Here is a 21,690-nt window from a genome sequence, read left to right on the forward strand (position 1 = left end):
GGCGCCCCATGGCAAAGGCATAGGATCAGATCAAATCGATCGGTCCGGCGCGCCGTTCCTCGGACAGCATGACATTGGCCTCAAGGTTGCCCACCCCCGGCAGGGTCATGATCCGGCGCCGCAGCACCCGTTCGAAATCTGGGATGTCGCGGGCGACCACGCGCAGGCGGTAATCAAACAGGCCCAAGACATGCTCGACGATCTGCACCTCCGGGATAGCAGAGACCGCGCGCTCGAAATCCTCAAGGCTGACGCGGCCCTTGGTGGCCAGTTTCACGCCCAGAAAGACGGTGACCCCGAAGCCCAGCGCCTCGGTATCCACATCCAGCCGCGATTCGCGAAACACGCCCGCATCACGCAGCCGCTTGATCCGTCGCCAGCAGGCGGGTTGGGACAGCCCGAGGTCCCGGCCCAAGGCCCCTGCCGATGCGCCGGCATCCTGTGCCAGCGCGCGGATCAGCGCACGGTCGGTGTCGTCCAGCGTGATCATAGCGGCAGCGCCTCCGTGTCCTTGACGCGGGCCACATGCATCAGCGCCTCGATGTCATTGATATGTGGCAGGCTCAGCAGGCGGTCCCGATATAGCTGCTGATAATGCGCCATATCCCGTGCGATCACCGCCAGACGCACATCGGTCTGGCCCAGAAAGGTCTGGATCTCCAGCACCTCGGGGACGTCGCGCGCTGCTGCGATGAATTCGTCAAAGGCGCGCGATTGGGTTTTGTCCAACGTCACCCGCAGCGAGACCTCGACCTCCCAGCCCAAGGCGGGCCAGTTGATCACACCGCTGACCCCGCGCAAGATCCCCTTGTCACGCAGGCGTTCCAACCGGCGCGTCAGGGTCGACGCCGTCACCCCGGCACGATTCGCCAGTTCAGAGGCGGCCATATCGGGGTCTGTCTGGTAGTGGCGCAGTATGCGCCGATCCGTGTCATCAAGCATGAAATCTCCGACAACATCCAATCTGACGAATGATATCTCCCCTAATGCGCAAAATTACCAAAATATTGCAACCACTCTCTCGTTCCCCGCGCCTAAATTGCAGGCAATGAACAAACGGGCCGGACCGGCCCCAAGAGGAGAAAACCGATGCGTGTGTATTACGACCGCGATTGCGACGTGAACCTGATCAAGGACAAGAAAGTTGCCATTCTGGGCTATGGCTCGCAGGGCCACGCACACGCGCTGAACCTGCGCGACAGCGGCGCCAAGAACCTTGTGGTTGCTCTGCGCGAAGGCTCTGCCTCCGCCAAGAAGGCCGAAGCCGAAGGCCTGCAGGTCATGGGCATCGCAGAAGCCGCCGCATGGTGTGACGTGATCATGTTCACCATGCCCGACGAACTGCAGGCGGAAACCTACAAGAAATACGTCCACGACAACATCAAGCCCGGCGCGGCGATTGCCTTCGCTCACGGCCTGAACGTGCACTTCGGCCTGATCGAGCCCAAAGAAGGCGTCGACGTCATCATGATGGCCCCCAAAGGCCCCGGCCACACCGTGCGTGGCGAATACACCAAAGGCGGCGGCGTGCCCTGCCTCGTGGCGGTGGACACCGACGCGACCGGCAAGGCGCTGGAAATCGGCCTGTCCTACTGCTCGGCCATCGGTGGCGGCCGCTCGGGCATCATCGAAACCAACTTCCGCGAAGAATGCGAAACCGACCTCTTCGGCGAGCAGGCGGTTCTGTGTGGCGGTCTGGTCGAACTGATCCGCTGCGGCTTCGAGACACTGGTCGAAGCAGGCTATGCGCCGGAGATGGCGTACTTTGAATGTCTGCACGAGGTGAAGCTGATCGTGGACCTGATCTACGAAGGCGGCATCGCGAACATGGACTACTCCATCTCCAACACCGCCGAGTACGGCCAGTACGTCACCGGCCCGCGCATCCTGCCCTACGAGCAGACCAAGAAAGCGATGAAAGAAGTCCTGACCGACATCCAGCAGGGCAAATTCGTCCGCGACTTCATGCTGGAAAACGCGGTTGGCCAGCCCACGCTGAAGGCATCGCGCCGCGCCAACGACGAGCACATGATCGAAGAGACCGGCGCCAAGCTGCGTGGCATGATGCCCTGGATCTCTGCCGGCAAGATGGTCGACAAAGAAAAGAACTGATCCTGAATTCAGGATGTTTGCGAAGGGCGCCCCACAACGGGCGCCCTTTTGCGTCTGCGGATGGATTGCGGTGCCTGCGGGTCGGGGATAGGCACGCGCCATGACACCGGATATCACGCCCCGAAGCTGGGCCATGGTCGGCGTTCTGGGGTTTGTCTGGGGCGCCACTTTCATCTTCGTCGATATGGCACTGCGCGGGCTGCCCCCCTTCTGGGTGGCCGCTGGACGCACCACATTCGCGGCCCTGCTGACCTTTGTGGTCTGGCGCGCATCGGGCGGGCGGCTGTTCCTGACGCCTCAACGGTCCTGGGGCGCGCTGTGTGCTGTGGGCGTGTTGTCGACGGCGATGCCCTTCATGTTGCTCAGCTGGGGGCTGCAATATGTCACCTCCGGCTTTGCCGGGGTCAGCATGGCGGCGGTGGCGCTGATCGTGCTGCCCATGGCGCATTTCTTTTTGCCCGGAGAACGCATGACCCTACGCCGCCTTCTGGGCTTTGCCGTCGGGTTTGCCGGTGTGGTGGTGCTGATCGGGCCACAGGCGTTTGCCTCCAGCGGGGATCCGATGGAGCATTTGGGCCGTCTGGCCTGTCTGGGCGCGGCGGGCTGTTATGCCACCAGCACGGTGACCATGCGTCGCATGCCGCCGGTGGACCCCATCGGCCTGTCAGCGGTTCCCTTGCTGATCGGGGCGTGTTTCGTGCTGCCTGTTGCCTTTTGGCAAGAAGGGACCCCGCCCCTGCCCGATGGCACCACGCTTGTGGTTCTGGCCATTCTGGGGCTGATCCCCACGGCGGCGGCGAACCTGTTGCGGGTGCTGGTCGTGCGCTCTGCCGGGCCGGTGTTCATGAGCCTGACCAACTATATGGTGCCGCTGTGGTCGGTGCTGCTGGGGGCAGTGTTTCTGGGCGAGAGCGTCCCCGCCTCTCTGATCCTTGCCACAGCGCTGATATTGGCGGGGGTTTTCCTGAGCCAATGGGGCGCCTTGCGGCGGCTATTTGGCAAAGGCTGACAGCAAAAAGGGCCCTTGCGGGCCCTTTGGTTTAGATACGCGCGGCGATTACCAGCAGCTGACAAGCACGGTCATATCCGCCGCCAGCGCGGTCATATCCTCAGGGGCCATAACGCTTGCCCCACGACCTGCGGACACTTGAACGCGGTTTGCGCGCAGGAAGTCGAGGATCAGCTCCCCCTTGGCGGCAAAGCTGACATTCTCGGGCAGCACGCGCCCCCCTTCGGTTTCCTTGGGCAGAAGCAGCCCCATGACATGACCGCCCCCGTCGAACACCGGACCGCCCACATCTCCGGGCAGGGCATTCAAAGCCAGCCGTTTGACCGCCTCGTTGCCATCCAGCGCTTTGGTGTCCTCCAACGTGCCAAAGGTCAGCGTGGGCGCGGTCAGAACCCCGCCAAAGCTAAAGCCTGCCACGGCGACCTCGGACTGCAACCGCTGGGTGTCAGTGGTGAACTGCGCCACGCGACGGGGGGACAGACGGTCAACGGGCCGCAGCAAGGCCACGCCCAAACCCGCATCGCTGGCCACGACCTCGGCATCATATGTGCCGTTCAGCGTGACCCGATCACAGCTTTGCACGCTGGCGCTGGAGGCCAGAACATGGCCGTTGCCGTCGACAAAGAAGCCCGAGCCATTGCCCTTGGGCGTGCGCACCTTCAGCCCCGATACCAAATCGACCGCCTGCCCGCTGTCGGACACTTCGCCCGGGTCCAGCACGCCATCAAGCCGTTGATAGCTGTCCTGCATCAGTGCCAGAACACGGCCACGGCGTTCCTCGTCACCGGCGGGCCAGATCAGTGTAAACCCTTTGATCTGACCGTTTTGCAGCCCGACCTCGGTGTGGGACACGATCCGGTCATTGGCACCGGTCAACAAAAAGCCGCGCTGATCGCGCTGGCGCTCACCCTCCAGCGGGACGATTTCCAGCGTCTGCATGATTTCATACAGCCCGTTGAGCGTGCGCGCATCGCCCGGCTGCGAGATCAGCAGCACACGCACCTCTAGGTCAGTGGTCGGCTCGTACAGCGCAAAGGGTGCCTCGTAGCGGTCGAAGGCGACGACATCCAAAGGCATCTGCATGACGATGCCTGCGCGGTTGTCTACGCGGTCGCGCATGCCCAAACCGTCCAGAACCGCATTGTACTGACCCAGAAGCTGCGCGCGCTGCATGGTGGTCAGAACGCCGGTGGCCTCTAGCCCCTGCGCCTGCTGCCATGCGGCCATGGACCGGCGGGTGCCTGCGCCGAACTGCCCGTCGATACGGCCCGCGTAGAAACCGGCCCATTGCAGCGCGACCTGTAAGGCGTCGCGTTCGTCACGCGACAACAGCCGTTCAGAGGCACGCGCCTCTCGTGGGGATTCCGTGTCCACGACCGGCGCGGGCTCTACTACGGGCGCGGGTTCCGCTGCGGGCTCAGGCTCAATCGCGGGCGCTTCGACCGGATCGGGCGTGACCTGCTCCTCAGCCGCGTTGGCGGCCTGGGCGGCCAATGCCTCGGCGGTCAGCTGCTCTAGCGGATCGTCCGTGTCTGTAGCGGCTTGGCCGGTTTGTGCGCCGATGGGAAAGAACTGTCGCCCGTAGACCCGGCTGCTTTCGACGTAGCTGTCTGCCGGGACCGCCCCGGACAAGGCCATCTCGCCAAGGAATGCCTCGGCCTCATTACGGCTGGCAAAGGGGCCAACCGCGATGCCGTACCATCCACCGCCCAGCGAGAAGCCGTTGATATTGTTCAATGTCTGCGAAAACCGCTGAACCGAGGACTGCGCCCCCGACAGCGATGTCCGCGCTTCGACCTGAATATAGAACTGTTCCTGATCCGGCGCGGTCTGCGCCAAAGCGCCCTGCCCGGCGAGCATCATGGCAAAAATAACGGATTTCAAATGGGTCGACATATGCGGCTCGGACCTCTGGTAAAACTTTGCAATCACTAAAGGTATTAACAGAAGTCGCGGGACGTGCACGCGAAAATGACCCTGCGCGCTGATTGACCCCGCGCCTGTTGCCGCCTAATCAGTCGCCAACCGCCCACGAGGGAGCAAGACATGTCAGACAGCCAATCCGCCACCCTGCCCAAACCCAAATCCTTTCAGGAAATCATCCTGCGTTTGCAGACCTATTGGGCCGGAAAGGGCTGCGCCGTGCTGCAACCCTATGACATGGAAGTGGGCGCTGGCACCTTTCACCCTGCCACCACGCTGCGCGCGCTGGGATCGAACGCATGGGCCGCGGCCTATGTGCAGCCCTCGCGCCGTCCCACCGATGGCCGCTACGGCGAGAACCCGAACCGTCTGCAGCATTACTACCAGTATCAGGTGATCATCAAACCCTCGCCGCCGGATCTACAGGCGCTGTATCTGGGCAGCCTCGAGGCCATCGGCATCGACATGACCAAACATGACGTGCGCTTTGTCGAGGATGACTGGGAAAGCCCGACGCTGGGTGCCTGGGGTCTGGGCTGGGAGGTCTGGTGCGACGGTATGGAAGTGTCGCAGTTCACCTATTTCCAGCAGGTCGGCGGCCATGACTGCCACCCCGTCTCGGGCGAGCTGACATACGGTCTGGAACGGCTGGCCATGTATGTGCTTGGCGTCGATCACGTGATGGACATGCCCTTCAACGATCCGCAGTCGCCTATCGCGCTGCGCTACGGCGACGTCTTCCGCCAGACCGAACAGGAATATTCGCGTCACAACTTTGACGTGGCCAACACTGAAAAACTGTTCGAGGACTTCGAAAAGGCAGAGGCGGAATGCGCCGCGATCCTGGATCAGGCACATGTCGACCCCAAGACCGGCAAGCGCATCATCATGGCGCATCCCGCCTATGACCAGTGCATCAAGGCCTCGCATCTGTTCAACCTGCTCGACGCGCGCGGCGTGATTTCGGTCACCGAGCGTCAGGCCTATATCGGGCGTGTGCGCACGCTGGCCAAGATGTGTGCAGACGCCTTTGTCCAGACCGAAGCAGGCGGCCACTCCGCCGAGGCGGCCCCGGCATGAGCGGCAAGGCACTGGTGATCGCGATTGTGGCGGTGTCTTTGATCTTTGGTGCGGTGGTCTACTATTCGCAGATCTACTACTATTATGACCGTGTGCAGGCCACAGGAACGCAAGACGTGATGTTGACCAATGTGGTCACCGGCACGGCCGAGCCGATCCTCTACGACGATTTCCAGGCCATCGACGCCAGCAGCTCTCCGATCCGGTATCGCGCCTGTTTCACCACGTCGATGTCGCTGCCGATGCTGACCGAAACCTACGAGATCTATGAGAACGCGGCCCCGCGCAACGCACCGGGTTGGTTTGATTGCTTTGATGCGGACGCCATCGGGGCCGAGATCGAAGGCGGCGATGCTGTGGTTTTTGCCGGCCAGCGCAACATCGAATTCGGGATCGACCGCGTTGTGGCCATCACCGGCGACGGGCGCGGCTACGTCTGGCACGAGATCAATGAATGCGGTGACAAGGCCTATGACGGCACGCCGCTGGGCGAGGATTGCCCCGCGCAGTAGGGCGATGCTTTCATTTACGGACAGGCTGTGTGGAACCAGACCACGGGTTCGCGCGCTTCTTCTGCAAGCAGCAGGAGAACCCCGATGTCCGAACAAGCCCCGTCTTGGGTCACCCCCGTCATGCGCGCAGGCTACTACGCCCGCGCCGCCGTCTATACCATCGTGGGCGGGCTTGCCTTTATGGCGGCCATTCGCGGCGGTCAGGCGCAGGGCACGACAAACGCCTTGGCCGATCTGCGCAGCGCGCCCTTCGGCGTGGTTGCGCTTTGGGCCATCGCCTTGGGTCTGCTGGCCTATATGGTTTGGCGGCTGGTGGATGCTTTTCTTGACCTTGATGACTACGGCCGTGGGGCAAAGGGCTGGATCGCCCGCATCGGACTGAGTGTCACCGGTCTGATCCACGGCGCGATTGGCGTATCAGTCGCAGCCACGGCGTTGGGTGGCGGCAGCGGCGGCCAAGGCGGCGGCGCACAATCTGCCACGCAGAAAATCATGCAGATGCCCTATGGCCCGTGGCTTGTGGGCGCGGTCGGCGTGATCACCATCGGTGCAGGCGCTTATTACATCCGCAAAGGCTTGGCCGAGAGCTACAAGAAACACATTCGCGTCACCCCCACCACACGCAAGCTCGACCCCGCGATGAAAGCCGGCTGCATCGCCGAAGGCATCGTGGTCGGTCTGATCGGCCTGTCCATCTTGGTGGCCGCCATGACCACCAACCCCAGCGAGGCCGGCGGCGTGGGCGAGGCGCTGCATCAATTGCGCTCCATGAGCTTTGGGCGTGTCCTGTTGGCCATCATGGGTCTTGGCCTGATCGGCTTTGCCGTGGAAAACGCGGTCGAAGGCACCTATCGCACCCTGCCCCGCTTTGACGGTGGCGATGTGATGACGCTGGCCCGCCGCGCCAAGCTCAAGGCCGAGGGCAAACTGCGCGACGCCACCGCCTGATCGCGCACGCGGCCTTGCCCCCTTGGGCCTTCACCGATAGACACCGCAACGAACGAGACACGCGCGCCAGCATTTGGCGCGCTTAGCTGTGGTGAGACGATGCCGGACCTTCTGATCGAACTCTTTTCCGAGGAAATCCCCGCACGGATGCAGGCCAAGGCCGCAGCCGATCTTCAGAAAATGGTGACCGACGGTCTGGTCGATGCCGGGCTGACCTATGCCTCGGCGGCGGCCTTTCACACGCCGCGCCGTCTGGCCCTGACGGTTGAGGGGCTGACCGATCAGTCCCCCACCCTGACAGAGGAACGCCGCGGCCCCAAAGTGAGCGCACCGGACAAGGCGCTCGAAGGGTTCATGCGCGGCGCCGGTGTCACCCGTGACCAGCTGGTCGAGCGTGAGGAAAAGAAAGGCGCGTTCTATTTCGCCACCGTGACGACGCCGGGCCGTCCTGCCGAGGAAATCATCGCGGAGGTTCTGGAACAGACCGTGCGCGGTTTCCCGTGGCCGAAATCCATGCGCTGGGGCGCGGGTAGCTTGCGCTGGGTCCGCCCGCTGCACCGCATCCTGTGCATCCTGACAGATGAAGAAGGCGCGCGCGTTGTCGATCTGGACATCGACGGCATCACATCGGGGCGCACCACCGAAGGGCACCGTTTCCTTGGCGCGACGCCTTTTGATGTCACCTCCTTTGATGACTACAGCACCAAGCTGAAACAGGCGCATGTGATCCTGTCCGCCGAGGAACGCCGCCAGCACATCTGGAACGACGCCACCAACATGGCCTTTGCCCAAGGGCTGGAGGTCGTCGAAGACGCAGGCCTTCTGGCCGAGGTCGCAGGGCTGGTGGAATGGCCCGTGGTGCTGATGGGCGACATCGCCGAGGATTTCCTTGGCCTGCCGCCCGAGGTGCTGCAAACCTCGATGAAAGAGCACCAGAAGTTCTTTTCGGTGAAGAACCCGAAAACCGGCCGGATCGAAAAATTCATCACCGTCGCCAATATGGAGACCACCGACAACGGCGCGACCATCCTTGCGGGCAACCAAAAGGTGCTGGCAGCGCGTCTGTCGGACGCCAAGTTCTTTTGGGAAAACGACCTGCGCGTGGCCAAGACCGAAGGTCTGGGCGCGTGGACGGACCGTCTGTCGAACGTGACCTTCCACAACAAGCTGGGCAGCCAGAAAGCGCGGATCGACCGCATTGCCACGCTGGCAGAGACCCTCGCGCCGCAGGTGGGTGCGGAGCCCGCGCTGGCCCGTCAGGCCGCCGAAGTCGCCAAGGCCGATCTCTCGTCGGAAATGGTCTACGAATTCCCCGAATTGCAGGGGCTTATGGGCCGCTACTACGCGCAGGCCGCGGGTCTGCCCGATGCGGTGGCCGAAGCCTGCCAAACCCATTATTCGCCGCTGGGCCCGTCCGACGACGTGCCCACCGCGCCGGTGTCCGTCGCCGTGGCGCTGGCCGACAAGCTCGACACGCTGACAGGGTTCTGGGCCATCGACGAAAAGCCGACCGGCTCCAAAGACCCCTTCGCCCTGCGCCGCGCGGCCTTGGGCGTGATCCGCTTGGTGCTAGCGAATGATTTGCGGATTGCCCTGACCGAGATGTTGCGCACGGGCCTGTCCGGCAATGGCGCCAACGACGATGCGGTTGCGGCAGACCTCCTCGCCTTCATCCACGACCGTCTCAAGGTTCACCTGCGCGCCGAGGGCGTCAGCCATGATGTGATCGACGCCTGCCTGTCGATGGACGGCAACGATGACCTGACCTTGCTGGTCAAACGGGCACAGGCGCTTGCCGCCGTGATGGCCACCGAGGACGGCAAAAACCTTGTCCAAGGCTTCAAACGCGCCAACAATATCCTGTCTCAGGCCGAGGCGGCCGACGGTGTCGAATACTCCTTTGGCGCGGATGTGAAATTCGCCGAAACGGACGAGGAACGCGCGCTCTTCGCCGCGCTGGACGCGGCTGACGCCAAAATCGCCCCCGCGATGAAGGCCGAGGATTTCGCCGCCGCGATGGAGGCAATGGCCACCCTGCGCGCCCCGATTGATGCGTTCTTCGAGGCGGTTCAGGTGAACTCTGACAACCAGATCGTGCGCCGCAACCGTCTGAACCTGCTGTCGCGCATCCGTCAGACCTGTCTTCTGGTCGCGGATCTGACCCGGATCGAGGGCTAAGCCCCCGCCCGACACCATCGGAAAATGCCGCGCGATTCCGTCGTGCGGCATTTTTTGTGTCACACCTCAGGGGCGCAAAGGGACAGCTTGTCACATCAGTGTCACCCGCTATGCTCCGCGCGAATGACGACAGGTGCTGCGGTGCAGAAAATACCCGATCCCAACGCGGGCGTGACGCTGATCACCCCTTCGGCCAAGATGGCGACACCCACCCATGGCGGGCGGGCCAAATGCCTGCAGCGTCTGGTGCGGTTGGATCTGCCCGTGCCGCGCACCGTGGCACTGTCCTTTGATACGGTGCATGCGATTGCCGCCGGACAATTGCCCGACATTGCACAGATGCTGCAGTCCTTTGACGGCAATGCCCTGCTCTGCGTGCGCCCCTCCTCCGAGGATCCCGATTGGGGCGGCCCGAGCGCTGTGCTCAACATCGGGATGAACGACGACCGGCTGGCGATCCTGTCGCGCGACATCGGGGACGAGGCCGCCGCCGCCCTGTATCTGCGGTTTGTGCAAGCTTATGCGATCCATGTGGCGCGGCTTGACCCCGACCAATTCGACGAGATCGAGGACACCGGCCGCGCTGGCTTGCGCACAGCCTTGCTGGCCTATGAGGATGAGGCCGAGGAACCTTTTCCCCAAGACCCCGCCGTGCAACTGCGCGAGGTGCTGCGGTCCATGGCGCGCGCATGGGAAGGCACGACAGCACGGCTACTGCGACAGGCCAAAGGCGCGCCGGTGGATGCGGGTCTGGGCCTTGTGGTGCAGGAAATGGCGCTGGGTCTGGGGCGAGGCGAATGCGGCTCCGGCGTGTTGCAGTTGGTCAATTCGGAAACCGGCCAGCCGCTGCTGACTGGCCGGTATCTCAGCCAAAGTCAGGGGCGGGACGCGCTGCGCCAACGCCATCGCAGCCTGTATCTGGAACGCGACCCGCGCGGGGCATCGCTGCAGGACGTGGCCCCCGAGGCCTTTGACAAGCTGCTGGCCTATGCGGATCTCATGCGCCAACGCCTGCGCGAGGAAATGCAGATCGAGTTTACGATTCGTGAGGGGGCCGTGCATATTCTGGACGGCGTGCGGGTCGAACGCTCGGCCCGCGCGGCTGTGCGCATTGCGGTGCGTCTGGCCCAAGACGGGATTATTTCCCGCCCCGAGGCTGTGATGCGCATTGAACCCCGCGCCCTGTCGGAACTGCTGCATCGCCAGATTGCCACAGGCTCCGAACGCGATGTGATCGGACGGGGGATCGCGGCCAGCCCAGGGGCAGCCACGGGGCGGATCGTCTTTTCCTCGGCAGAGGCGCAGGCCAGCGCCGCACGGGGCGAGGCCTGCATTCTGGTGCGCCGCGAAACATCGCCGGAGGATATTCGCGGCATGCACGCCGCCGTTGGCGTGCTGACAGAACGCGGTGGCATGACCAGCCACGCGGCGGTGATCGGGCGTGGGCTTGGCCTGCCCTGTGTCGTCGGCGCGGCCCGCATGGGCTTTCAGGTGCAGCAGAAAACGCTGGTGGGGGAACGCGGGCGCATCTTCCACGAGGGCGACGTGATCACCCTTGATGGCACCTCGGGCGAGGTGTTGCTGGGCAGCCCCGAAACCATCGAGGCCACGCTGGACGATGCCTTTCAAACGCTGATGGGCTGGGCCGATGCGGCGCGTGACATCGGCATCCGTGCCAATGCGGACACCCCCGCCGATGCGGCCACGGCGCGCCGGTTCATGGCGCAGGGCATCGGCCTATGCCGCACGGAACATATGTTTTTTGATAGCGAGCGCATCACCCCCATGCGCGAGATGATCTTTGCCGACACGCCAGAGGATCGTCAGGCCGCGCTTGCGGTGTTGCTGCCCATGCAGCGCGCCGATTTCACCGAGCTGTTCCGCATCATGGAAGGTCTGCCGGTCTGCATCCGGCTGTTCGATCCGCCCTTGCATGAGTTCCTGCCGCACACCCGCGCCGGTCTGCGTGATCTGGCCGAGGCTCTGGATCTGCCGGTGTCCGATGTGACCCGCCGCGTCGAGGCGCTGACCGAATACAACCCGATGCTGGGTCTGCGCGGCGTGCGACTGGGCATCACGGTGCCGGAAATCTACGACATGCAGGCCCGCGCGATCTTTGAGGCCACGCTGGACGCCTCGCGCGATGGCGCACCCGTGGTGCCCGAGATCATGCTGCCGCTTGTCAGCGCCAAACGCGAGGTGGAGCTGCTGCGCGCCCGGATTGATGCGGTGGCCGCCGCCGTGCGGGCCGAACGCGGGGCCAGCTTTACCTTCCGGCTGGGCGTCATGGCAGAGACCCCCCGCGCCTGCCTGCGCGCCGACGAGATCGCCCCCCATTGTCAGTTCCTCTCCTTCGGGACCAACGATCTGACGCAGATGACTTATGGGCTGTCGCGCGACGATGCGGGGCGGTTCATGTCTGATTACGTCCAACAAGGCGTCTTTGCCGAGGACCCGTTCCACCGGCTCGATATCGACGGTGTCGGAGAGCTGGTCGCCGCCGGTGTGCGGCGTGGACGGGCGGCAAATTCCGGCGTGACCCTGTCGATGTGCGGGGAACATGGTGGCGACCCCGAATCTATCGCCTTCTGCCGTGAGATCGGCATGGATTACGTCAGCTGTTCGCCGTTCCGCGTGCCCGTGGCCCGGCTTGCCGCCGCCCAACTGGCGCTGCGCGAAGCCGCCATGCAAAAAACGCATGAACGCTAAGCATAGCCTGTCAAAGCATTTTTCAGGGTAAAAGCAACCTTTGGGCGGATATACGCCCAATTTAACAAGACATTTGCCCGGGCAACGTTTACCGATTGTCACAAATTTTGTACAAACCGCGCCGTTCTGACGCTTTCTGCCGGCTCAGAGCGTGATTTTTCTTGACAGAGACCGCTGCTATGTTTCGTGACGTCCTTCGTGCCTTTGGCTTTGCTGCCATGCTTGCCGCCCCTGCCCTGACCGCCCATGCCGACCCCGCGCGCAAAGCGCAAACGCTGGTTTCGCTGGAAACCAAAGCGCTGGCGCGGACCTCGCCCGAGCATCTTCAGGGGCTGGTAACGCCCGTATCCGCCGGGGCAATCGTCGGCGCGGGCCGCATCCAGTACGACCGCAACTGGCTGGCCGCGCAGCCCGTGGCCCACGGCGGCTCTGAATGGGAATGCCTGTCCGAGGCGCTCTACTTTGAAGCACGTGGCGAGACCGTCAAAGGCCTGTTCGCCGTGGCAGAGGTCATCATGAACCGCGTGGCGTCCTCGCGCTTTCCGAATTCTGTCTGTGGCGTGGTCAATCAGGGCACGGGTCGCAAATTCGCCTGCCAGTTCACCTACACCTGTGACGGCCAGCCCGAAAACATCCACGAGCCGCGCAGCTGGACCCGTGTGGGCAAGGTCGCCCGGCTGATGCTGGACGGCGCGCCCCGTCCGCTGACCCAAGGCGCCACCTTTTACCACACCACCGCCGTGCGCCCCAATTGGTCCTCTGCCTTTACCCGCACTGCAAGCATCGGCGACCATCTGTTCTACAAAAACCCACGCTAAGCTGTTCAAATCAAGGCAGTTTGCGCCCAACTGTGCGCTTTCTGCCCACGTCAGGGCGTTTTCGACCTGTGCTGGCTGCGATGCTCCCCTATGGTGGCCGCAATTCGCGACCCACGAAGGAGCCTGACTATGGCCTCTGAAATCCGCCTCGCCTTTGCGCACCCCTCTGAACGCGCCATCGCCACCGCTGGCGATGCCCCCCGCGACCGTATCAGCCTGCGCGATCACATCGTCGAGGTCGAGATCGGCGCCTTTCAGGCCGAGCGGGGCACAAAGCAACGCATCCAGTTCAATGTCGTGGTCGAGGTCGCGCCCTTTACAGGTGCGCTTGACGATGATGTGGACCGCATCCTGTCCTACGACCGCGTCACAGAGGCGATTGCCTTTGAACTGGCCGCCGAGCGCCTGAACCTGCTCGAAACACTGGCCGAACGCGTGGCGGAACGTATCCTGCTGGAACCCCAAGCGCTGCGCGCCTTTGTGCGCATCGAAAAGCTCGACCGTGGTCCCGGCGCGCTGGGGGTCGAAATCGTGCGTGCGCGCGCCGATGTGGCAGCCCATTTGAACGCCTTGGCCGAGGAAACCGCATCGGAACGGCCGCGCCCGCGTGTGGTCTACCTGTCCAATGATGCCATCGACCACCCAGATCTTGGGCAGTGGATCGACGCGTTGCTTGCACGCCGCGCGCCGGTGGTTTTGTGCTGCGGCCTGCCGCCCGAGGCACCCTTGGACACCGGCCACCGCATGACGCAACGGCGCGTTGACCTGCTGGCGATCGAACAAAACGCTTGGCGATTGGCGTCGCGCGATGCGCGGTGCAAGGTCGTGGCCACCCGAACCGAGCTCGACTGGGGCATGCGCAACGGGCAGACCTGCGTCTGGGCACCGTCCAAGATCGTACTGGATTCCACCGATGGCCCCATGGGCGCGGTGCGCGACAGCGCCGCCCTGACCACGTGGTTCGCAGCCGAGATGGAGGCCAGCGACCTGCTGTTCATCGGCGCGACCCTGCCGGATCTGCAAGATACCGCCGGACGTGCCGTCGCCCCGGGCCAGCCCCTGTTCCCACAAGGGGATCAGGGTTGAAAACCCGCCATGAATGGGCCACAGAAACGTGATGAAACGCTACTATCGGCCCATCGTCCGCTTTGACGCCGCTCGCCCCGAAACCGCTCTGCCGCTGGCGGGCGGTGCGGGGTGGTTGTCACAGGCCATCTGTTTCCAGCGCGGCGGTGCTGCGCAAACCGTAGAGGCGCAGGATATTCCCGCAGACTGGCAGGACAGGTTGACGGCGCAGCGTCCGCCGCTCGCCGGTCTGGCTTTGGATCGCACCCGTGTGATGGGCATCCTCAACGTGACGCCGGACAGTTTTTCGGACGGCGGCAGCCTGCATTCCGCCGCCGCAGCCCTGCGCCGCGCCGAGGACATGGTCGAGGCTGGCGCAGATATTCTGGACGTCGGCGGGGAAAGCACCCGGCCCGGTGCGCAGACCGTCCCCATCGCCGCCGAGATCGCCCGGATCGAGCCGGTGATCCGCGCCATCGCCAGCGATATCACCGTGCCCATCTCCATCGACACGCGCAAATCCGCCGTGGCAGAGGCCGCAGTGACCGCCGGTGCGGGGCTGGTGAATGACGTGTCCGGCTTCACCTACGATCCGATGCTGGCGCATTACTGCGCGCGCGAGGGGCTGCCGGTCTGTGTCATGCACACGCTGGGCCCACCCGAGACGATGCAGGACAATATCGCCTATGACGATGTGCTGCTGGACGTGTTTGATTTCCTCGAAACGCAAGTGCAGATGCTGGTCGATCTTGGCCTGTCGCGAGGGCAGATCGTGGTCGATCCCGGCATCGGTTTTGGCAAGACCATCGATCACAACCTGACGCTGTTACGCCATGCCGCGCTGTTTCACGGGCTGGGGTGTCCGGTGCTGGTCGGCGCGTCACGCAAGGGGTTTATCGGAACAATCACCGGGGCATCGCCCGCTGTCGAACGGGTGCATGGCTCTGTCGCCGTGGCGCAGGCCATGGCCGCGCAGGCCATCCAGATCGTGCGCGTGCATGACGTCGCCCCCACGGTGCAGGCGCTCGTCATGCACCGCGCAATTGAAACTGGAGATTTGTCATGACGCGCAAGCTGTTTGGCACCGACGGTGTCCGTGGCACCGCAAACATTCACCCCATGACCGTCGATATGGCGGTGTCGCTGGGCGCGGCTGTGGGCCGTCACTTTCGCAACGAACACGGTGGCGTCCATCGCGTTGTGATCGGCAAGGACACCCGCCTGTCGGGCTATATGTTCGAAAATGCCCTGACGGCGGGGCTGACCTCTACGGGCATGAATGTCTTGTTGCTTGGCCCCGTGCCGACACCGGCGGTGGGTCTTTTGACCGCATCCATGCGCGCCGATCTGGGCATCATGATCTCTGCCAGCCACAACCCCGCCGAGGACAACGGGATCAAGTTCTTTGGCCCCGAAGGGTTCAAACTGTCCGATGCGGTCGAAGCCGAGATCGAGGCCTTGGTGGCCGCCGGCGTAAAGCCCGCGCAGCCACAGAACATCGGCCGCGCCAAGCGGATCGAGGACGGGCGCTTTCGCTATCAGGAACGGGTCAAGGGCACGCTGCCCTCTGGCCTGCGGCTTGACGGGATCAAGGTCGTCGTCGATTGCGCCCATGGCGCCGCCTACCGCACCGCACCCGAAGTCCTGTGGGAGCTGGGCGCAGATGTGATCCCTGTGGGGACCGACCCAAACGGGCTGAACATCAACGCCGATTGCGGCTCGACCAAACCGCAGATGGCGGCCGACACCGTGCGCGCCCACGGAGCCGATCTGGGGATCTGTCTGGACGGCGACGCGGATCGCATCATTCTGATCGACGAGACAGGCACCGTGGTGGACGGCGACCAGATCATGGCGCTGCTGGCCGCGCGTTGGGCCGATGAGGGGCGTCTGGCCGGTGGCGCACTGGTGGCCACCGTGATGTCGAACCTCGGTCTGGAACGGTTCATGGACAGCAAGGGGCTGCGGCTGGAACGCACTCAGGTCGGCGACCGCTATGTCGTGGAACGGATGCGCGAGGGTGGCTTTAACCTCGGCGGCGAGCAATCCGGCCATATCGTGATGACCGATTACGCCACCACCGGCGACGGGCTGATGGCGGGGCTGCAATTCCTGCGTGAAATGGTGCAGTCCGGCAGCAAAGCCTCCGAGCTGACCCGCAGCTTTACGCCCGTGCCGCAGTTGCTGAAAAACGTACGCTTTGCCGCTGGCGTGGCACCGCTGGACGCGGCGCGCGTTCAGGCGGTGATCAAGGATGCCGAGGCCAAGCTGGTCGGCCAAGGGCGGTTGTTGATCCGCAAATCGGGCACCGAGCCGCTGATCCGTGTCATGGCAGAATGTGAAGACGACGGGCTGCTCAATCAGGTTGTCGACGATATCGTGGCAGAGGTCGAACAGGCCGCAGCACCGGCATCGTGAAACAGGGGCCTGCGGGCCCCTTTTTCATGCCCGACGGCGACGGAACGGCCTGCGCAGGGTGATCCACAGATTGCGCAGGAACCACGACAGCACGCCGACTATTCCCCAGCCCGCGACAAAGCCGGTTCCGGCGAATGTCGCCCCCTCGAACGTCGCGGGCACCGCCGGTTCAAACGCCTCGCGTGCGCGGGACCAGATCTGGCGATCGCCCAGATGTGTGGCAAGCTTGGCGCGCATAAAGGGGCCTGCGTTCTGCAAGGCAGACAGATCCTCTGAGAGGTCCTCGAACCGGGTGATGTCGGCCGCCATATTCGCCGCCTGTGTCTTGGCCAGCGGCCCCTCGGCGGCCAGGGCCCCCAGATACAGCGGCAGCGACAGGCCTGCCGCACTGGCATCCGCCTCGTAGCGGGTGATCTGCCGCGACAGCTCGTCCACCGCGCCGCCCAATCGCTGCATGTACTGTTGTGAAAACTCGGGGAATTGCGATGCGCCCAGCGCGCCGGTCAACCCGGCCCCCAGTGCCAAGACCCGTGTGATCATGCCCTGCCCCTTGGTTCGTGATCGCCCTGTCCCTGACTGCCATGCCGCATCGCAGCTGACAAAGAAAAACCGCCGCGCCGGTTCCCCTGCACGGCGGTTTCATCCAAATCACAGGCGCGCTTAGCCCTGCGCGGCCTTGCCGTAGATCTGCGCGATCTTCAGCACCGCCTGTTCGGGCGGCAGCTCCTCGCTTTCGCCGGTGCGGCGGCTGGTCAGCTCGACCACGCCGTTTTTCAGCCCACGCGGACCCACGGTGATGCGCCACGGCAGACCGATCAGATCCATCGTCGCGAACTTGCCGCCCGCGCGTTCGTTGCGGTCGTCATACAGCGGCTCCAGCCCCAGCGCGGTGAGCGAGGCATAAAGCGCCTCGCAGGCGGCGTCGGCCTCTGCGTCGCCTTGCTTGAGGTTCACGATCCCGCAGTGGAAGGGGGTCACGCCCTCGGGCCAGATGATGCCCTTGTCGTCATGGCTGGCCTCGATGATGGCCCCCAGCAGGCGCGACACGCCGATCCCGTGCGAGCCCATGTGCACCGGCACCTGTGCGCCGGTCTGGTCCTGCACCACGGCATTCATCGCCTCGGAGTATTTGGTGCCAAAGTAGAAGATCTGGCCCACTTCGATGCCACGTGCGCTGCGCTGACGCTCTGCCGGGACATCCGCCCAGACGGCTTCGTCATGGGTCTCGTCCGTGCGCGCGTAGCGGCTGGTGAATTCCTCCAGCACCGCCTGACACTGCGCCACATTGTCGAAATCGATCTCGCGGTCTCCGAATTTCAGATCGGTGATCTCGCTGTCATAGAACACCTCGGATTCGCCGGTCTCTGCCAGCACAAGGAACTCATGCGTGTAGTCGCCGCCGATGGGGCCACCGTCCGCGCGCATCGGGATCGCCTGCAGCCCCATGCGTTCGTAAGTCCGCAGATAGCTGACCAGATGCCGGTTGTAGGCGTGCAGCGCGTCCTCTTTGGTGAGGTCAAAGTTATAGCCGTCCTTCATATAGAATTCGCGGCCCCGCATCACACCGAAACGCGGGCGGATCTCGTCGCGGAACTTCCACTGGATCTGGTACAGCGTCAGCGGCAGATCCTTGTAAGACCGCACGTAGGAGCGGAAAATATCGGTCACCAGCTCTTCGGCGGTGGGGGTGAACAGCATGTCGCGGTCGTGGCGGTCGGTGATGCGCAGCATTTCCTGACCATAGGCGTCATAACGGCCGCTTTCACGCCACAGGTCCGCCGCCTGAATGGTCGGCATCTGGATCGGGATGTGACCCGCCTTGGCCTGTTCCTCGTGGATGATGTCCTCGATCTTGCGCAGCACCTTAAAGCCAAGCGGCAGCCAGGAATAGATCCCTGCGCTGGCCTGTTTGATCATGCCGGCGCGCAGCATGTAGCGGTGCGAGACGATCTGCGCCTCGGCAGGCGTCTCCTTGAGAACGGGCAGGAAGTAGCGAGACAGGCGCATGGGAACCTCTGGTATATGTTTCCGGCGGTTTTGCGGGATTAGGGCGCGTTTGGCAAGGTGGGGCGCGTCAGGCCGCTTCGATCAAACGGGGTTCCCAAACGAAGCAAAACAATCCAAAGTTGAGGTGACTTGTTCGGAATTGGATTTTATCATGGCTCGTGTGTTTTATACTTATGTTTGGGGTAGATCAGCTGGAACTGGTGGCCCCCTAATTTTCACCGACAAAGCCAACAGAACCAAAGCCATGCGGAAAGTTGACGAAGGGGATTTCGTCTTCGCGGTGGCGAGCAGAAAACCAGCTGATCCAACCGTCGTCATTCCTGAAGACTTGAAGGGCCGCGTTATCAACGCGTGGCAAGTCAGCAAAACGGCCGCAGATAGTGCAGAATATGGACTAAAAGCAGAGAACTCTTGGGATGCAGACAGCGATGGGAACTATAAATTTCCCTATGCTCTTCAGCCAATTAGGTACTGGCTCATTCAACCTATGCCGGTCTTTAAGGAGCTAGCCGGGTACAGTACGCAAACCCACACGCAAGAAGCCATATCGACAGTACAGGAGGTCGAGGGTGTTCTTGCGGAGAGCTTCATGGATCTTCTTCTAACTTCAGCGCGTGAACTTCCAGTCCAGCTTCCCAAGCAAAAGGTTCTGGATGGACGGATCAAGCAACTGGCGCAGAAACATCCCTTTGTAAAACAGGGCTACACTGTTCTCCCACCGAAAGCACAATTGAACAGCATCTATGTAGCAACTCTCGGCAAAGGTGGAAAAAACCTCAAAATCGGTCATTCTGCAGACCCGGCCAAGCGAGTTGCAGACCTCAACAAATACCGACTCAGTTCCGAAAAGCAGTGGATTTTGACCGTCTCACAACCAATCGGCGATGTCGAAGAAGCCATCGCGATGGAACGTTATCTCGGGCAATTTTTTGCCTCCCATCGCACTGAGCGAAACAACAATGAAATTTTCATCAACCTAGACGCCATGGACGTTGCGCTAGAGATCGCCAAGGCGAAAACAACTGTCAGCTAGAGCATCTAACGAATGCTATGCGCGAAGCTTGACGCCCTCTTGCATCGGAATGCGGCACGGGCGAAACAGGGGCAACATCAGGAGCGCGCGCCATGGCTTTGCCGGTCAGAGAACAACTGAAATACTGGGGGATCGCCTTTGTGGTCCTGTCCGTCGTGCTGTGGTTTCTGGGCGATGTTCTGCTGCCGTTCGTGTTGGGCAGCGCGATTGCCTATGCCTTTGACCCCGTGGCCGACAAGCTGGAGGCCTGGGGGCTGAGCCGTGCTGCCGCGACGGCCGTGATCACCGTGTCCTGCATCGTGATCTTTATCGTGATCCTGCTGCCTGCGGGCAAGCTGATGATCGACCAGCTCACACAGCTCTTTGCCATCGCGCCCGACCTGTTCAACGATCTGCGCAGCTTTCTGACCGAACGCTTCCCCACCTTGATGAGCGAGGGCGGCGCCCTGCATTCGGCGCTCGCCTCCATCGGGGATACGATCAAACAAAAGGGCGGCACTGTGGTGGAGACGGCGCTGACCTCTGTCGGGTCGCTGCTCAACGTGCTGATGCTGTTTTTGATCGTTCCGGTTGTGACCGTCTACATGCTGCTCGACTGGGACAAGATGACGGCCAAGGTCGACGATCTGGTGCCGCTGGATCACAAGGGCACCATCCGCCATCTCGCCCGCGAGATCGACAAGACGCTGGCGGGCTTTATCCGTGGCATGGGGTCAGTGATGGTCATTCTGGGCACCTATTATGCGGTGCTGCTTTGGGCGGTTGGCCTGCAATTCGGTCTGGTGGTCGGGGTGATCGCGGGGCTGCTGACCTTTATTCCTTACGTCGGTGCGATTGTGGGCGGCGGTCTGGCCATCGGTCTGGCGCTGTTCCAGTTCTGGGGCGAGTGGTGGTGGATCGTTGCGGTCTGGGCCATCTTCCAATCCGGCCAGTTCATCGAGGGCAACATCATCACACCCCGTCTGGTGGGCGATTCCGTGGGGCTGCATCCGGTCTGGCTGCTGCTGAGCCTGTCGGTCTTTGGCGCCTTGTTCGGCTTTATCGGGCTGCTGGTGGCGGTGCCTGTTGCCGCGGCCTTAGGCGTCATCGTGCGCTTCCTCGGGCAGCAGTACAAAAGCTCGAAACTGTACCTGGGCTATGCCGGTCAAAGGGCGCCGGGCGATCAATGAGCACACCGCAGCAGTTGCCGCTGCCCCTGCCCGCCCGCGAGGCGCTGGGGCGCGAGGAATTCTTTGTCAGTGAGGCCAACGCAATTGCGGTGGCGCTGGTCGAAGGCTGGGAAAACTGGCCGGCGCGCAAGATGGTGCTGTGTGGGCCACCGGGGTCCGGCAAGACGCATCTGGCGCATGTCTGGGCGCGACTGGCGCGGGCGCGGTTGATCTCGGCGGAACACCTGCCGGGCGCGCAGATCCCTGAGCTCGCCAATGGCGCGGTCTGTGTGGAGGACATCGAAGCCATAGCAGGCAACCGCCCCGCCGAAGAGGCGCTGTTCCATTTACACAATCTGGCCTTGGCACAAGGCCACGCGTTGCTGTTGACCTCGCAGCGGGAGCCTGCGCATTGGCCGCTTGAGGTGGCCGATCTCAAAAGCCGTGTTATGGGGGCGCAGGTGGCCCGCCTGTCCGAACCCGATGACGCGCTGCTGACCGCGCTTCTGGTCAAGCTGTTCTCGGACCGGCAAATCCTGCCCGCGCCGGATGTTCTGGCCTATCTCGCCCGACATATGCCGCGCAACTATGCCACGGCGCGCCGTGTGGTAACCGCGCTGGATGCGGCATCACTGGCCCACCAACGCAAAGTGACGCGCAACATGGCAGCGAGCGTGCTGTCGACCCTTGCGCCCTAGCGCTCCGGGCGGCCCCCGCTTGAGCCTGCCGT

The 21,690-nt window shown here is 63.2% G+C and carries 19 protein-coding genes; 14 read left to right on the forward strand and 5 right to left on the reverse strand.

What is annotated here, in order from left to right; genetic code table 11:
* Positions 1 to 25: 25 nt before the first annotated feature.
* Together ACN5AZ_RS05025 and ACN5AZ_RS05030 are read right to left on the reverse strand one after the other, a co-directional pair.
* On the reverse strand, positions 26 to 490 hold the full coding sequence (locus ACN5AZ_RS05025; protein ID WP_419427765.1) for an Lrp/AsnC family transcriptional regulator: 465 nt from the start codon (positions 488 to 490) through the stop codon (positions 26 to 28).
* Positions 487 to 942 (reverse strand): Lrp/AsnC family transcriptional regulator, encoded by a 456-nt coding sequence (locus ACN5AZ_RS05030; RefSeq protein ID WP_419427766.1) that lies wholly within the window; start codon positions 940 to 942, stop codon positions 487 to 489. Before ACN5AZ_RS05030 ends, ACN5AZ_RS05025 begins: the two co-directional genes overlap by 4 nt.
* A gap of 147 nt (positions 943 to 1,089) precedes the next feature.
* On the opposite strand from ACN5AZ_RS05030, the gene ilvC reads away from it, so the two are divergent.
* Complete coding sequence (gene ilvC / locus ACN5AZ_RS05035; RefSeq protein ID WP_419427767.1) at positions 1,090 to 2,112, forward strand: ketol-acid reductoisomerase; 1,023 nt, start codon at positions 1,090 to 1,092, stop codon at positions 2,110 to 2,112.
* A 100-nt stretch (positions 2,113 to 2,212) separates the two neighbouring features.
* Complete coding sequence (locus ACN5AZ_RS05040) at positions 2,213 to 3,121, forward strand: DMT family transporter (protein ID WP_419427768.1); 909 nt, start codon at positions 2,213 to 2,215, stop codon at positions 3,119 to 3,121.
* Between the two features lie 48 nt (positions 3,122 to 3,169).
* On the opposite strand, the gene ACN5AZ_RS05045 is transcribed toward ACN5AZ_RS05040, so the two are convergent.
* A complete protein-coding gene (locus ACN5AZ_RS05045; protein WP_419427769.1) occupies positions 3,170 to 5,017 on the reverse strand; it encodes a peptidoglycan-binding protein in 1,848 nt (615 codons plus the stop codon).
* A gap of 150 nt (positions 5,018 to 5,167) precedes the next feature.
* Here ACN5AZ_RS05045 and ACN5AZ_RS05050 point away from each other — a divergent pair, with 150 nt between their 5' ends.
* From ACN5AZ_RS05050 to glmM, 9 genes are all read left to right on the forward strand, one after another.
* Positions 5,168 to 6,124 carry a glycine--tRNA ligase subunit alpha gene (locus ACN5AZ_RS05050; protein WP_419427770.1) on the forward strand — a complete coding sequence of 319 codons (957 nt, stop codon included), beginning with the start codon at positions 5,168 to 5,170 and terminating at the stop codon, positions 6,122 to 6,124.
* A complete protein-coding gene (locus ACN5AZ_RS05055; protein ID WP_419427771.1) occupies positions 6,121 to 6,636 on the forward strand; it encodes a DUF6446 family protein in 516 nt (171 codons plus the stop codon). Before ACN5AZ_RS05050 ends, ACN5AZ_RS05055 begins: the two co-directional genes overlap by 4 nt.
* Positions 6,637 to 6,720: 84 nt before the next feature.
* Positions 6,721 to 7,584, forward strand: coding sequence for a DUF1206 domain-containing protein (locus tag ACN5AZ_RS05060; RefSeq protein WP_419427772.1), 864 nt, complete (start codon positions 6,721 to 6,723; stop codon positions 7,582 to 7,584).
* Between the two features lie 99 nt (positions 7,585 to 7,683).
* Positions 7,684 to 9,762, forward strand: coding sequence for a glycine--tRNA ligase subunit beta (gene glyS / locus ACN5AZ_RS05065; protein WP_419427773.1), 2,079 nt, complete (start codon positions 7,684 to 7,686; stop codon positions 9,760 to 9,762).
* Positions 9,763 to 9,885: 123 nt separating this feature from the next.
* Positions 9,886 to 12,471, forward strand: coding sequence for a putative PEP-binding protein (locus ACN5AZ_RS05070; protein ID WP_419427774.1), 2,586 nt, complete (start codon positions 9,886 to 9,888; stop codon positions 12,469 to 12,471).
* A gap of 179 nt (positions 12,472 to 12,650) precedes the next feature.
* Entirely contained in the window at positions 12,651 to 13,289 is a 639-nt protein-coding gene (locus ACN5AZ_RS05075; RefSeq protein ID WP_419427775.1) for a cell wall hydrolase, read from the forward strand.
* Between the two features lie 129 nt (positions 13,290 to 13,418).
* Positions 13,419 to 14,375 (forward strand): dihydroneopterin aldolase, encoded by a 957-nt coding sequence (locus ACN5AZ_RS05080; protein ID WP_419427776.1) that lies wholly within the window; start codon positions 13,419 to 13,421, stop codon positions 14,373 to 14,375.
* A gap of 31 nt (positions 14,376 to 14,406) precedes the next feature.
* A complete protein-coding gene (gene folP, locus ACN5AZ_RS05085) occupies positions 14,407 to 15,420 on the forward strand; it encodes a dihydropteroate synthase (protein WP_419427777.1) in 1,014 nt (337 codons plus the stop codon).
* Positions 15,417 to 16,772, forward strand: coding sequence for a phosphoglucosamine mutase (gene glmM, locus ACN5AZ_RS05090; RefSeq protein ID WP_419427778.1), 1,356 nt, complete (start codon positions 15,417 to 15,419; stop codon positions 16,770 to 16,772). Before folP ends, glmM begins: the two co-directional genes overlap by 4 nt.
* 24 nt (positions 16,773 to 16,796) lie before the next feature.
* Here the strand turns inward: glmM and ACN5AZ_RS05095 are convergent, their stop codons facing one another.
* Positions 16,797 to 17,312 carry a DUF2937 family protein gene (locus tag ACN5AZ_RS05095; RefSeq protein WP_419427779.1) on the reverse strand — a complete coding sequence of 172 codons (516 nt, stop codon included), beginning with the start codon at positions 17,310 to 17,312 and terminating at the stop codon, positions 16,797 to 16,799.
* A 120-nt stretch (positions 17,313 to 17,432) separates the two neighbouring features.
* A complete protein-coding gene (proS, locus tag ACN5AZ_RS05100; RefSeq protein ID WP_419427780.1) occupies positions 17,433 to 18,779 on the reverse strand; it encodes a proline--tRNA ligase in 1,347 nt (448 codons plus the stop codon).
* 151 nt (positions 18,780 to 18,930) lie between these two features.
* Between proS and ACN5AZ_RS05105 the strand changes: the two genes are divergently transcribed.
* The 3 genes from ACN5AZ_RS05105 to ACN5AZ_RS05115 all read left to right on the forward strand — a co-directional run bounded on the left by ACN5AZ_RS05105 (position 18,931) and on the right by ACN5AZ_RS05115 (position 21,658).
* On the forward strand, positions 18,931 to 19,812 hold the full coding sequence (locus tag ACN5AZ_RS05105) for a GIY-YIG nuclease family protein (protein ID WP_419427781.1): 882 nt from the start codon (positions 18,931 to 18,933) through the stop codon (positions 19,810 to 19,812).
* Between the two features lie 92 nt (positions 19,813 to 19,904).
* The gene (locus tag ACN5AZ_RS05110) at positions 19,905 to 20,981 is read left to right on the forward strand and encodes an AI-2E family transporter (RefSeq protein ID WP_419427782.1); all 1,077 of its coding nucleotides are present in this window, start codon (positions 19,905 to 19,907) and stop codon (positions 20,979 to 20,981) included.
* Positions 20,978 to 21,658 carry an HdaA/DnaA family protein gene (locus ACN5AZ_RS05115; RefSeq protein WP_419427783.1) on the forward strand — a complete coding sequence of 227 codons (681 nt, stop codon included), beginning with the start codon at positions 20,978 to 20,980 and terminating at the stop codon, positions 21,656 to 21,658. Before ACN5AZ_RS05110 ends, ACN5AZ_RS05115 begins: the two co-directional genes overlap by 4 nt.
* Positions 21,659 to 21,690 lie beyond the last annotated feature (32 nt).

The organism is Sagittula sp. SSi028 (assembly GCF_048553715.1).
Lineage (GTDB): Bacteria > Pseudomonadota > Alphaproteobacteria > Rhodobacterales > Rhodobacteraceae > Sagittula.